Below are 12,955 nucleotides of genomic sequence, written 5' to 3'. Positions count from 1 at the left end.
CTTTCAGCATAAAATAGAAATTATAGTAAAGAGGTTGTGATGGACATTCAATTACAGGAATTAATCGAAAAAATCAAAAAGGACGGCGTTTCAAGTGCAGAGACTGCTGCCCGCAAGATTATTGCCGATGCGGAAAAAACTGCTGCTTCAATTATAAGCGATGCGGAGGTTAAAGCTGACAGCATAATCAAAACTGCAAGAGCTGAAACTGAGCGCATGGAAAAAGCCAGTGAGGATGCCATTGCACAGGCAGGACGGAATCTTATTATTTCATTCCGTGATGGAATAAACCGTGAGCTTTCTGCTATTGTAAATGCCGAAACTGAAAAAGCCATGGACAAGGATCTTCTGAAAAAGTTGATTCCCGAGACTATAAAGGCTTGGGCTGCTAATCCTGATGCAGAAGATGTTTCTGTGCTTTTGCCTGCAAAGGACTTGAAGGCTCTGGATTCAGTTTTAAAGACAGCCTTGAAAGCAAAAATTTCAAAGGGGCTTGAAATCAAGAGCGATGCTTCAATTTCCGCAGGCTTTAGAATCGGCTCAAAAAACGGAGCTGCTTTCTATGATTTCAGCGCGGAGGAAGTTGCGGCTTTGTTCAGCGCCTATTTGAATCCAAAAACAACAGAACTCATGAAAAAAGCTGCGGCCGGAATTCCTTCAGAAGAGCCTGTTCAGCCCGCTGTAGAAGAAAAGCAGCCTGCTTCAAGAGGAAGAAAACCTGCTGCACCAAAAACACGTGCGAGAACTAAAAAGGAAACAAAATAGTGGAACATCTCTATTATTTGGTTGCACAGCTTCCGGCAATTTCTGTAAATGATGATAGTTCTCAAAAACTTCCGCTTACGGTTTCGTATTTTAAGGATTTATGCTGCCGTTTTATGACCGAAAAGTCTGCAAAGCTTGCTGAAAGCCTTTCTTTGGAGCCTTCTGTAGAGCCAGTCGCTTCAGGTTCAAAATTCCTTGATGCCTGGTATGAAAAAGAAAGGGCGCTTCGGCTTGCTTTGGCTCAGATCCGGGCCTTGAAAATGAAAAAGGACATAAAGGAGCTTCCTTCGGTAACTGACGGAGAGTCTGTTCAGGCTGCGCGCACTGCTGCTGGAATGGACAGCCCTTTGGCGGCGGAGCAGTATCTTAATCAGTACCGTCTTGGAGTTTTGGACAGAATTATGCCTATGGACAGTTTTTCAGCTGATGCGGTTTATTGCTATGGACTGAGGCTGATGCTTGCCGAGCGGATGAAGAAGTTTAACAGAGATGAAGGCCTGGCTTCTTACCATAAAATTTATGATGAAATTCTTGGAGAAAAGAAATGACTGATACAAAAGGCAAAGTTGTTGCTGTCAATGGAAATATGGTTTCTGTTGAATTCGATGGAAAGGTATCTCTCAATGAAGTAGGCTACGTTAAAGTTGGCGGCAAAAGCCTCAAAGGAGAAGTTATCCGTATCCGCGGAAATACAGCACAGATGCAGATTTATGAAATGACAAACGGCATCTCAACAGACTGCGCTGTTGAATTTACAGGCGATTTGCTGAGCGTGGAAGTTGGACCTGGACTTCTGGGGCAGGTTTATGATGGCTTGCAGAATCCTCTTCCTCTTCTTGCTGAAAAATCCGGATATTTCCTTGAGCGCGGTGTTTATTTGCCGGCTCTGGACGAAAACAGAAAATGGGAATTCACTCCTACAGCAAAAGTAGGCGACAAGGTTTTGGCGGGCGACAGCATTGGAACTGTTCCCGAGGGGCCTTTTACTCATAAGATTCTTGTTCCGTTTGGTCTGCTCGGTTCGTATACTGTAAAAAAGATTGTAAAGGCCGGCGAATATAAAATTCATGATACTGTTGCAACTCTTGCTGATGAAAAGGGAAAATCTGTAAATATCAGCATGAGCTTTAAGTGGCCTGTAAAGCGTGCCGTAAACTGCTATGCGGAGCGTCTTAGCCCTGATGAGCCTATGGTTACAAAGGTTCGCCTTATTGATACATTCTTCCCTGTTGCGAAGGGAGGAACATATTGTATACCTGGACCTTTTGGCGCAGGAAAGACAGTGCTTCAGCATACTACAAGCCGCAATGCGGATGTTGATATTGTAATAATTGCAGCCTGCGGTGAGCGTGCAGGTGAAGTTGTTGAAACGCTTACTGAATTTCCTGAACTGAAGGATCCTCGTACAGGCCGTTCTCTCATGGAGCGTACAATTATAATCTGTAATACTTCTTCCATGCCGGTTGCTTCCCGCGAAGCTTCGTGCTATACAGGTGTAACTCTTGCGGAGTATTACAGGCAGATGGGGCTCAATGTTCTTCTGCTTGCGGATTCTACTTCCAGATGGGCGCAGGCCATGCGTGAAATGTCTGGACGTCTTGAGGAAATTCCGGGCGAAGAAGCTTTCCCTGCATATCTGGAGTCTACAATCGCTTCATTCTATGAGCGCGCTGGAATTGTAAAGCTTCGTGACGGCAATGTGGGTTCTGTTACGATCGGTGGAACTGTTTCACCGGCCGGAGGAAACTTTGAAGAGCCGGTAACGCAGGCAACATTGAAAGTTGTAGGTGCTTTCCATGGTTTGAGCCGCGAAAGATCTGATGCCCGCCGCTATCCTTCTATAGATCCTCTTGATTCATGGTCAAAGTATAAGTCCACAATCGGACAGAATCTGGTTGAATATGCCCGCTCTGTATATAAGAGGGGTGCAGAAGTAAATCAGATGATGAAGGTTGTTGGCGAGGAAGGAACAAGCCTTTCAGACTTTGTCATCTATTTGAAGAGCGAATTCCTTGATGCGGTTTATATGCAGCAGGACAGTTTTGATGAAATTGAAGGAGCATCCTCTGTTGAGCGCCAGAAATATGTTTTCAATAAGATTGTTGAAATTCTCGGCTCTGAATTTGACTTTGAGGAAAAGGATGATGCCCGTAATTTCTTTAATGCGCTGAGACAGAATTTCATTGATATGAACTACAAGGAGTTTAAGAGCTCAGGTTTTTCAAGCGCGGAAAAAGTCATAGAAGAAACTTTGGCTTCTAAAAATGCTCGTGTGTCAGATGATGTGAAAGAGCTGCTCAAGGACGGTGAATAATGAATAAAGTATATAGCAAAATCGAAAGCATAAACGGAAGCGTTATTACTGTAAAGGCAAAAGGCGTAAAGCTCAATGAGCTGGCCGAAATCAATACTCGCTTCGGCAAATCGCTTGCAGAAGTAAATAAAATTGACGGCGACACTGTTTCCCTTCAGGTTTTTGCAGGCGGACGCGGTGTTGCAACCAATGACCAGATTCGTTTTTTGGGACACGAAATGCGTGTTTCTTTCAGCGAAAATCTTCTTGGTCGAATTTTCAATGGTTCTGCGGAACCTCGCGACCACGGTCCTGCATTGGCTGAAAATCTTGTTGCAATCGGAGGTCCTTCTGTAAACCCTGCAAAGCGTATCAACCCTAACAGAATGATGCGCACGAACATTCCGATGATTGATGTTTTCAATACGCTTGTTGTGAGCCAGAAAATTCCTATATTTTCAATTTCAGGTGAACCGTACAACCAGCTTTTGGCGCGCATTGCAATGCAGGCGCAGGCGGATGTCATTGTTCTTGGCGGAATGGGCTTGAAATATGATGACTACCTTTATTTCAAGAAGACTCTTGAGGAAGGCGGCGCATTGAGCAAGACTGTTATGTTTGTTCATACTGCGGCTGATCCGACTGTTGAATGTATAAAGATTCCTGATTTGTCTCTTGCGGTTGCAGAGCAGTTTGCTCTTCAGGGAAAAGATGTTCTTGTTTTGCTTACTGATATGACAAACTTTGCGGATTCAATGAAGGAAATCGCTATTACACAGGAGCAGGTTCCTTCTAACCGCGGATATCCGGGAGATTTGTATTCCCAGCTTGCCAGCCGCTATGAAAAGGCCGTTGACTTTGCTGATTCAGGCTCTATAACTGTTCTTGCTGTTACAACAATGCCTGGAGATGACGTTACTCATCCTGTTCCTGATAACACAGGCTATATTACAGAAGGCCAGTATTATCTAAAAGGCGGACACATTGAGCCGTTTGGTTCTCTTTCTCGACTGAAGCAGCAGGTTAACAGCAAAACCCGCAAGGATCACCGTTCTCTTATGGATTCAATGATCCGTCTTTATTCCCAGTACAAGGATACACTTGAAAAGAAGTCCATGGGCTTTATTATGAGCTCCTGGGATGAAAAGCTTTTGAAATACGGAGAGCTGTTCGAGTCTGAAATGATGGATCTTACAGTGAATATTCCTCTTGAAGAAGCATTGGATAATGGATGGAAAATTCTTGCAGAGTGTTTCGACAAGGCAGAAACTGGTTTGAAGTCTGAATTGATAGAGCAGTTCTGGCCAAAAAACTGAGCTTGAACAGATAAGGATTTATTATGGCAAAATTGAAACTGACTAAAAATGAGCAGAAGACTCAGAAAGATGCGTTGAAAATGTATCAGCGTTATCTTCCTACGCTTACACTCAAAAAGCAGCAGCTGCAGTCAGAAATCCGCGCCATAGACGAAAAAGCAAAATCTGTCCGGGCTGAAAAAAAGGCTTTGGAAGAGGATTTTGAAAAATGGATTTCAGTTTTCGGTGAAAAAGATGCCTTCAAGCCTGAAATGGTTACTGTAAAGAATATCAAGAAAGGCTGGGGAAATATTGCCGGTGTAAAAATTCCTATTTACGAAGGCGCAGATTTTGGCCGCGGAGACTACAGTTTGTATTCTACACCGCTTTGGATAGATATGGCTGCAGATAGAATGGAAAAGGCGCTTGAACTTGACCTTGAGGCGGAGGTGCTTGATGAGCAGGTTCGTCTGCTTTCAAAGGAGCTCCGGACAACAACACAGCGTGTAAATCTGTTTGAAAAAGTAAAAATTCCGGAAACAAAGGCTAATATTAAGCGTATTGGAATTTTTCTTGGTGACGAGCAGGTTAATGCTGTTGTGCGCTCAAAAATTTCCAAGAAGAAGCTTCAGGCTGATGCAGAGGAGGTTGAATAATGGCTATTGTACAGATGAAAAAAGTCTCCTTGGTTATTCTTGATTCAACCAGAAAAACTTCCTTGGAGCAGCTTAGAAAAGCAGGTGTTCTTCATCTGGAAGCAGTTGAAGGCGAAAGCCAGACTCTTTCCAGCTTCAGGGAATCTGCCGCTGAGACAGAAAAGGCTCTTTCAATCCTTGACGAAGTAAAGGACACAAAGAAAAAGTCTGCTTCTGTTTCAGAAATGCTTGAAAAAGATGCCGCCCGTGAAAAAGCTAAGGAAATAATTGCTTTAAGTGACAGGAAAAAGTCGCTTTTTGATATTATTTCCCAGAATAAAAATGAGATTGCACGTCTTGAAAAATGGGGAAGCGTAGACCCTGCTGAATTCCAGGCGCTGGCTGAAAAGGGAATCTTTTTGTATATGTATGAGATTCCTTCCGATAAGTATTCTTTGATACCTGAGGATTGCCGAACAGTTCTTGTGAATTCTGCTGATAAAATTTCAAGATTTTTGTATAAGTCTGATGCTGCGCTTGAGGAGCGGCCGGCCGGAATTCCTGCAGAGGCTTATGCTGTGCAGCTTCCTGAATGTTCTACTGCCCAGATGGAAAAGAATATCTTGGATGCTGAGCAGGAAATTTTATCGATTGATAAAAAAATTTCTGAAGAAAAGAAATTCCGCGGTGCATTGCTTGCTTATAAAAAATTGCTGGCTGCAGATATTGAATTTGAGAATATTTACAGCGGCATGAATTCTGAAGCTTCCAATGAACAGGCTGCCAGCGAGGGTTCAAAACTGGCATGGCTTACAGGTTATGTTCCTGTGACTTCCATGAAAAAATTCAAGAATCTTTGCGCGGAAAATGGCTGGGCTTTTGTGGCTTCAGATCCTGCGGATGATGATCCTGTTCCTACAATGTTAAAGAACAACAAATTGGTGGAGCTGATTTATCCTCTCACGAGTTTTCTTGATGTTACTCCGGGGTATCATGAATATGATATTTCAGGCTGGTTCCTGCTGTTCTTCTGTATTTTCTTTGCAATGATATTTGGAGATGCAGGATACGGTGCTTTGGTTTGTCTGATTTCATTTATAATGATGGCGAAGGGAGCTAAAAAAGGCGGCTCATTCTCTTCTGTGAATGTGCTTGTCTTTTTGCTGGGATTCTGCACGATGTGCTGGGGTGTCCTGACCTGCACTTGGTTTGGAATAGAGCCAGAGCGTTTGCCTAAATGTCTGGTGGATTTGTCTTTTGCTCCTATTTCACCTGCAAAGGTTGGTACCGATGCCTCTAATACTAATCAGCAGATTTTCTGTTTTATTCTTGCAATTATTCAGCTGAGCATTGCTCATATAAAGGGAATTTTCCGTTGCAGGAAGAGTTTGAGGTTTCTTGGCGAATTAGGTTCTCTGCTTGAGTTGTGGGGCATGTACTATGTTGTTATGGACATGGTAGTTGACGCTGTGAAATATCCGCTTGGAATAACCGAGGAAACCTTGTATTTCTTTGGTGTCGGCTGGCTTCCTGTTCCGTATATTGCCCTTGGCTTGCTTTTTGTAGGCTTTGTGCTGAATTTCATCTTTTCCAATTATGAAGGCAGCATCAAGGATTCTATTCTTGAAAGCCTGAAGAATATAATCAGTGTTCTTTTGGGTGTTGTAAATGTATTTAGCGATATTGTTTCGTATATCCGTTTGTGGGCAGTTGCGCTTGCTGGAGCGGCTATAAGCAGTACCGTAAATACAATGGCCGGCCCTATGCTTGGAAAAATGATTATGGTTGGATTTGGAGTAGTGCTGTTGTGCTTTGGACATGGTCTGAATATTATTCTGAATCTTTTGTCTGTTATTGTTCATGGTGTTCGCCTGAATACGCTTGAATTCAGCCAGCATCTTGGAATGACTTGGAGCGGAATAAAATATTCTCCGTTCCATGAGGAAAAATAAAACTTGAATTATGGCAGTTTCTGCCTTAAAAATTTAGATTTGCAACGCATATTTGCGTAAAGGAGTATTTATGAATTGGGGAATGATTGGTGCTGGTATTGTAATGGGTATTGCTGCAATGGGAAGCGCAATTGGTATTGGAATTGCCGGTCAGGGTGCAATCGGAGCTTGGAAGCGTTGCTATTTGAACAATAAGCCTGCTCCATTTTTGCTGGTTGTTTTTGCCGGTGCTCCGCTTACACAGACAATCTATGGATTTCTTCTTATGAACACAATGATAACTTCTGATGCTGACCCGTTGTTCCGCCTTGGTCTTGGACTTGCCTGCGGTCTTTCAATGTGTATGTCTGCTATTGCACAGGGAAAAGCCGGCGCTGCTGGTTCAGATGCTTTGGCTGAAACAGGAAAGGGCTTTACAAACTATATCATGGTTGTAGGTCTTTGCGAAACAATCGCCTTGTTCTCTATGGTATTCGGAATGATTGTCTGCTAAGTAAAACAGTGAGCAATGAAAATCAAAAAAACTTTAGTTTTCAAAAACTTCAGTTTTCAATGATTTTCTGGCTTCCAGTTTCTTTAAGCTAAACAGCACATCAGGGCATCTGCGGGCAGTTCCCCAGGTGCCTTTTTTTGTGAAGCGGGAAAATCCTTTTATATTATCTGTTTCTAAAAACTCATTTCCTCTGATACCTTCGAGGTTCACATATATATTTCAATATGCTATAATTATTTCATGGAAAATACATTTAAAATCCCACGCGTTATTCATATAGGCGGAAAAAACGGAATTCGTAAAATAGATATTGGCGGAAGCAATCCTGTTACAGTGCAGACAATGTGGAAGGAGCCGATAATCGCTCTGGACACAAAGGCTGTTGATTCCATTGCAGTCCGCATTTCTGCCCTGAAATCTCTTGGCTGCGACATAGTGCGTTTCGCAGTTCCTGATATGGAAAGCGCACATTCTTTGTGTGCAATCGCATCAAGCACTGATGTTCCTCTTGTTGCTGACATACATTTTGACTATAGACTTGCCTTGGAATGTTTGAAGGGCAATGTTTCTGTTATCAGAATAAATCCCGGCAATATCGGAAGCATTGACCGGACGAGGGCTGTTGTGGAAGCCTGCATGGAAAAGGATGTTGCTATAAGAATCGGTGTAAACAGCGGATCGCTGCCGAAGGACTTGCAGGAAAAAGTCCTGAATTCTGAAATTACAAGATCGGAGGCCTTGTCTGAAGCCGCTTTGAGAGAGGCTGAAGTTTTTGATTCCCTTGGCTTTACGAATTTTGCAGTCAGCATGAAGGCTTCAAGTGTTCAGGAAACAATCGATGCCAATGAAGCCTTTGCGCGCCGCTCTGATATTCCCCTGCATATCGGAGTGACAGAGGCCGGTCCTCTGATTACAGGAGTTGTAAAATCCACGATGGCTTTTTCCCATTTGCTCAAGGAAGGAATCGGCTCTACAATAAGGGTGAGCCTTTCTTCTTCCCCTGAAAACGAAGTTATTGCAGGCCGTGAAATTCTTCATGAATGTGGCCTTAGAAAAGGGGGAGTTACCCTTGTGAGCTGTCCCCGCTGCGGCCGGCAGGGATTTGATGTGCATTCTTTTATGGACAGATGGCAGAACCGGCTTCTTTCTCTTGACAGGAACATCACTGTTGCGGTTATGGGCTGCATAGTCAACGGTCCGGGCGAAGGAAAAAATGCAGATGTTGGAATTGCCGGCGGCGGCGGAAAATGCATAATATTCAAAAAGGGAAAAATAGTGCAAACAATTGACGAAAAAGATGCCGATATAGAGTTTGAGAAAATCCTGGAGAATCTTTAGTCAAATGAAAAATTCTTTTATAAAATTTCTTTCCGCCTTTTATTTTCTGCTTTTTTTTGCATGGGAAATTTCTGCGGCTCCTAAAAAAACGCCGAGAGGGCAGGAGGACTGGCGTTCACTGCAAAAGGCTAAAACTGCGTTTGAGGCAAATGATTTTGGCGCTGCGGTCAGGCTTGCAGAGCAGGCTAGGGAGCTGCGGATAAAAACTGCCCAGTGGCAGACCCATGTGCTTGATGAGAGCTTGAAAAATTCAAAAGTCCGCCGGGCAGGTGATTCTATTGAGCGTGTCCTTCCGATTTTAAAAGAACTGAATTTTTCAGACGCCATTGGAATTGTTTCAGAGTATGTGGAAAGATATGGCGCTGATTTTTTTTCCAAGAGCTATTCAAATCTTATTGCCTTTGTGGCAGAGCGCGAGCATTATCCAGAAGCGGATTTTCTTCTGGGAAAAATATACAGACTTGAGGGAGAATACAATGCGGCCTTGAATTATATGAAAAATGCATATAATTATGCTGTAAATCTTGATGTTCCTCTTGAGAAATTTGATATACTTTATGAGCTTGCTGGGCTTTACAGAGATTTGGGAAATTTTGATGAATATGAAAAATATCTCCTTGTGATTGCCAGCGAAGATTCTGTGTTTACAAGCAAGGGCTATGTTGAAGCACTTCTTCATGTTGTGAATTCAGATGCGCCGGACAGCCTCGAGAAATTTTTTCTTCTGTACCGGTGTGATGATCCTGTCGGGCTGAAAGCTTTTGCGGATCTTGGCAAGCTGTACATGGAGGAGAATGAAATAGAACGGGCGCTGAAATTCAATGCATTTGCTTCTATTGTTGCTGTGACAAAAATAGAAAATGTCCTGTCGCAGAGAACAAACGGATTCAGATACAGTGATTTTAGAAATCTGCTTTCACTGTGCTCTGCTCACGATGATATTGTGGAGTGGGGAATAAAGAACAATGTCTGGGAACTGTTCTGCTGTCTTGCGGATTCCGCCGCTGTTTCAGGAAAAATTCAGTTTTCGACTTCGCTTTTTAGAATTCTTTCAGAAACTTCTCCTGTTGACTACTGGAAAAATTATGCCTCTGAAAGAATAATCCGCTAGGAAAAGACTGATTCTAGAACTGAAGTCCTAAACCAAAGTAAGCTTCCCATGCTTTTCCGCGTCTCCATGAACTGTCAAAGTCCATGTGTCCGTCAAGGATTTTCTTTGAAAGGTCTACTCCAAGGCTTGCTCTTACTACAAAGCTTTTCCATTTTTCAGGATAAACCAGGGCTTCAAGTCCTCCTGTGTAAATTCCTTCCTTATAGTCAAGATTTGAGCCTGTTCCCCTGTTTTTTATAAGACCCACATCGAAGAATGGACTCAGCTGGAATTCAAAATTCAAGTACTTAAACATCTTATGCGGCAGGAATGCGATGGCTTTTACAAATCCCGGCTTTGTGTCATAGCTTCCAAAAAGGGCATAGCTCCAGTCGAGCCAGCGGACTGTGACAATGTGAATAGGCATATCAAAATTGAAGACAATCGCTGCCGGTGTTTTTAAAGCATAGTTGTCCTCGTCAACTTCATAGTCGTTGAATTTCTGCTTGTCAGGTGCGCCTCTCAGATATTCACCGATGGAAAATTTTGTATTATAGCCTGCAAATCCGTTTATGTTTGCCGCAAAACCTACATACTTAAAGCTCTTGAACAGCTGGAGATTCGCTTCAACGGACGGAACAATTTTTTTATCAATAGTATCTTCCTTTATGTCCCAGCCCATGTACTGCGAGGCTGAAAATGAATAGCCTGTTCTGAAGTTATTTTCTCCGACCCAGTTGACATTGTCAAAGCTTACTGTCTGGCCTGGCTTTATCATCGGTGTCTGGTTCAAGTCTTCATTTTTGCTGCTTATGCCGTCTTTGTCCCAGTTATATATAAAGTTGACTGAGGGAGTGTAGGTAACTTCAGTGGTGTTCCCGATATAGCCGATTGAAAACGGAACCGATATTGTTGCATCTTCTATAAAATATAAGTCATCATCATATTTTTCATAGTCAAGGTCTTTTACTATTGACTGTGTGAAATTGAATTTTATTTTATGCTCCCCGATTGGAACCGCAACCGTTATGCCTGTTGCATAGCTGTATTCAGGATTGCTTTCATCCACTGTCCATTTGAATTCAAAGCTGTTGCTCCAGGTGTTTTCTGTGATTCCAATGTCAAAAGGATAATCATAGGAAAAATTGAATCCCGTTGTTACCTTGGAATAGTTGTCAGGCTCATCGTCATCGCCGAAATTCAAATTCAAGTCAATATCCAGAGCGTTCATAAGTCCAAGAAAGTTGTTATCCTTGAGCTTGAGCTTTACTTCAATACCTGAGTTTGTGTCAAGTGACGGCTTTGGAAAAATAATCATTGAATGGGAATCGTCAAAAGTGTATTCTGCCTCAACAAGGCTTATTCCGTCTTCTGTGATTTCGGATATTTTATATGAATACTCGATGTCTTCTATAAGACGGGTGTTTTCAATATTCTGATATATGTCATGAAGATATTTTTCAAGCTCATCCTTTGACTTGAAAATTTTCTTATAGTTTATATCGGAAATATTTTTCCTAAGCGCATTTTCCTGGGTTTTTCCCTTTGAAATAAAATCGACCTTGCTGATTTTATATAATTCTTCCTGTGCAAATACTGATGTGCATGACAGCGCGAAAACAAAAATAAACTTCTTTATATTCCTATTCATAAATCAATAGGCTCCTTTGCCTCTTATAACAACTCCGATTGTTTTTATTAATATCCATATATCAAGCCATACAGACCAGTTTTGAATATAATATGTGTCCAGGTTGATTCTTTCTTCGTAGCCAGTGTCGCTTCTGCCGGAAATCTGCCACATTCCGCTTAGTCCTGGCTTTACGGAAAGCACATAATCCGAGTATTTTCCGTATTTTATAAGTTCCGCTTCTGTTACAGGGCGTGGACCTACCAAAGACATTTCTCCCACAAAAATATTCCACAGCTGCGGAATTTCGTCCAGGCTGGTTTTTCTGAGGAATTTTCCGAACTTTGTTACACGGGGATCATCCGTGAACTTGCGGTCTTTTTCCCATTCTTCAGCCCGTACAGGATCGTTTTTTAGAATTTCAGCAAGTTTTTTGTCGGCATCAATGCACATCGAGCGGAATTTCCAGCATTTCAGGACTGTATGATTTTTTCCGACCCTTTTGTGTCCGTAAAACACAGGCCCCGGGGAAGTTATCTTTATTGCTATGGCTATAATGATTGTCAGGGGAACGGCAATAGGAGCGGCGCACAGACAGGCAAGAATGTCTATTGACCTTTTTATAAACATTGCGCTTTTCTTTGTAAGATAATTTGTTGAAGAAAAAGCGAGAATTCCGCCGAAATCCTTCATGTGCAGCGACATAGTTGTGTTCAGCTGCTCGCGCGGAACTCTTATCAGATAGCGGTAATAAGTCTGAAGTTCTTCAATGTTCTTGTTAAAGCCGCAGAGAATAGCGACTTTTATATTTGTTTTTTTTATAATCTCTAGAAGCCCGGGGGACTGTTTCACCACTTTTATTCCCATGAATTCTTCGGAAGCTGGATCTTCATCTGTTATAATCAGAACCGGTTTGTACCCGAGATTTTTCTTTTTCAGAAGCCGCTCCACAATCAGATTTGCCCTGTCGCCCTTGCTGTAAATAATCGCAGGAACTCCCCACCATGAGAATTTCCCAAAAAATCTTCTGCTAAGTTCACGTCCAAGCGGAAGAAGAATTGTGGCAAACGGCCATGAAATGATAAGAGCTGCTGTGATGGGAATTACATCCCTTGTGGACTTTATTGTTGTAAGAGCAAAGGCTTCGCCTATGAGAATAAAAAACGAGGCTGTGGAAAAGCGCTTTACTTCGTCCTCCGGAGCCAGAAGAATTCCAGGGTAAAGCCCGCTTGCATAAAAAATCACAGAAATTCCAGGCAAAAAAATTGAATACTTAAAAAAAGATCTGAAATTTATACATGAAGGATCTATTGCATTTATAATAAAAAATCCTATGCAAGTTGAAATCATAAAAATAAAGGCATCTATGAAACCCAGTGATATTCCTGAAACAAAAGAACTTGTGTATTTGTATTGAGATTTAAGATTATTTTCCAACTCTTCCGCATTGATATTAGAAATCAT

The 12,955-nt window shown here is 42.2% G+C and carries 10 protein-coding genes and 1 pseudogene; 9 read left to right on the top strand and 2 right to left on the bottom strand.

Annotation, left to right across the window (positions count from 1 at the left end; all coding sequences use genetic code 11):
• Positions 1-39: 39 nt before the first annotated feature.
• From ACI4L0_RS10475 to ACI4L0_RS10435, 9 genes and pseudogenes are all read left to right on the top strand, one after another.
• Positions 40-645, top strand: a pseudogene (locus tag ACI4L0_RS10475) (V-type ATP synthase subunit E); the annotation flags it as partial.
• Between the two features lie 119 nt (positions 646-764).
• Positions 765-1,313 (top strand): hypothetical protein, encoded by a 549-nt coding sequence (locus ACI4L0_RS10470; protein ID WP_439800119.1) that lies wholly within the window; start codon positions 765-767, stop codon positions 1,311-1,313.
• Positions 1,310-3,079 (top strand): V-type ATP synthase subunit A, encoded by a 1,770-nt coding sequence (locus ACI4L0_RS10465; RefSeq protein ID WP_439800118.1) that lies wholly within the window; start codon positions 1,310-1,312, stop codon positions 3,077-3,079. Before ACI4L0_RS10470 ends, ACI4L0_RS10465 begins: the two co-directional genes overlap by 4 nt.
• Entirely contained in the window at positions 3,079-4,374 is a 1,296-nt protein-coding gene (locus ACI4L0_RS10460) for a V-type ATP synthase subunit B (protein WP_439800117.1), read from the top strand. Before ACI4L0_RS10465 ends, ACI4L0_RS10460 begins: the two co-directional genes overlap by 1 nt.
• A gap of 23 nt (positions 4,375-4,397) precedes the next feature.
• On the top strand, positions 4,398-5,009 hold the full coding sequence (locus ACI4L0_RS10455; RefSeq protein ID WP_439800116.1) for a V-type ATP synthase subunit D: 612 nt from the start codon (positions 4,398-4,400) through the stop codon (positions 5,007-5,009).
• Positions 5,009-6,940 (top strand): V-type ATP synthase subunit I, encoded by a 1,932-nt coding sequence (locus tag ACI4L0_RS10450; protein ID WP_439800115.1) that lies wholly within the window; start codon positions 5,009-5,011, stop codon positions 6,938-6,940. The genes ACI4L0_RS10455 and ACI4L0_RS10450 overlap by 1 nt, the downstream gene beginning before the upstream one ends.
• A gap of 70 nt (positions 6,941-7,010) precedes the next feature.
• Positions 7,011-7,433 carry a V-type ATP synthase subunit K gene (locus ACI4L0_RS10445; protein ID WP_439800114.1) on the top strand — a complete coding sequence of 141 codons (423 nt, stop codon included), beginning with the start codon at positions 7,011-7,013 and terminating at the stop codon, positions 7,431-7,433.
• Positions 7,434-7,673: 240 nt separating this feature from the next.
• On the top strand, positions 7,674-8,771 hold the full coding sequence (gene ispG / locus ACI4L0_RS10440; protein WP_439800113.1) for a flavodoxin-dependent (E)-4-hydroxy-3-methylbut-2-enyl-diphosphate synthase: 1,098 nt from the start codon (positions 7,674-7,676) through the stop codon (positions 8,769-8,771).
• Positions 8,772-8,775: 4 nt separating this feature from the next.
• Positions 8,776-9,882 (top strand): tetratricopeptide repeat protein, encoded by a 1,107-nt coding sequence (locus ACI4L0_RS10435; RefSeq protein WP_439800112.1) that lies wholly within the window; start codon positions 8,776-8,778, stop codon positions 9,880-9,882.
• A 13-nt stretch (positions 9,883-9,895) separates the two neighbouring features.
• Here ACI4L0_RS10435 and ACI4L0_RS10430 read toward each other — a convergent pair whose 3' ends face one another.
• Entirely contained in the window at positions 9,896-11,512 is a 1,617-nt protein-coding gene (locus ACI4L0_RS10430) for a hypothetical protein (protein ID WP_439800111.1), read from the bottom strand.
• A 3-nt stretch (positions 11,513-11,515) separates the two neighbouring features.
• Positions 11,516-12,955, bottom strand: coding sequence for an undecaprenyl-phosphate galactose phosphotransferase WbaP (gene wbaP / locus ACI4L0_RS10425; RefSeq protein ID WP_439800110.1), 1,440 nt, complete (start codon positions 12,953-12,955; stop codon positions 11,516-11,518).

The sequence above is a fragment of the Treponema sp. genome (assembly GCF_051883275.1).
Classification (GTDB): Bacteria; Spirochaetota; Spirochaetia; order Treponematales; family Treponemataceae; genus Treponema_D.
The sequence above is the reverse complement of the archived record's forward strand: the minus strand, read 5'-3'. Positions and strand labels throughout refer to the sequence as shown.

Bases quoted from the DNA above. Each gene is read 5' to 3' on its own strand.
- ACI4L0_RS10465 (WP_439800118.1), top strand. From the start codon at position 1,310: ATGACTGATACAAAAGGCAAAGTTGTTGCTGTCAATGGAAATATGGTT.
- ACI4L0_RS10460 (WP_439800117.1), top strand. From the start codon at position 3,079: ATGAATAAAGTATATAGCAAAATCGAAAGCATAAACGGAAGCGTTATT.
- ACI4L0_RS10455 (WP_439800116.1), top strand. From the start codon at position 4,398: ATGGCAAAATTGAAACTGACTAAAAATGAGCAGAAGACTCAGAAAGAT.
- ACI4L0_RS10450 (WP_439800115.1), top strand. From the start codon at position 5,009: ATGGCTATTGTACAGATGAAAAAAGTCTCCTTGGTTATTCTTGATTCA.
- ACI4L0_RS10445 (WP_439800114.1), top strand. From the start codon at position 7,011: ATGAATTGGGGAATGATTGGTGCTGGTATTGTAATGGGTATTGCTGCA.
- ispG (WP_439800113.1), top strand. From the start codon at position 7,674: ATGGAAAATACATTTAAAATCCCACGCGTTATTCATATAGGCGGAAAA.
- ACI4L0_RS10435 (WP_439800112.1), top strand. From the start codon at position 8,776: ATGAAAAATTCTTTTATAAAATTTCTTTCCGCCTTTTATTTTCTGCTT.
- ACI4L0_RS10430 (WP_439800111.1), bottom strand. From the start codon at position 11,512: ATGAATAGGAATATAAAGAAGTTTATTTTTGTTTTCGCGCTGTCATGC.
- wbaP (WP_439800110.1), bottom strand. From the start codon at position 12,955: ATGATTTCTAATATCAATGCGGAAGAGTTGGAAAATAATCTTAAATCT.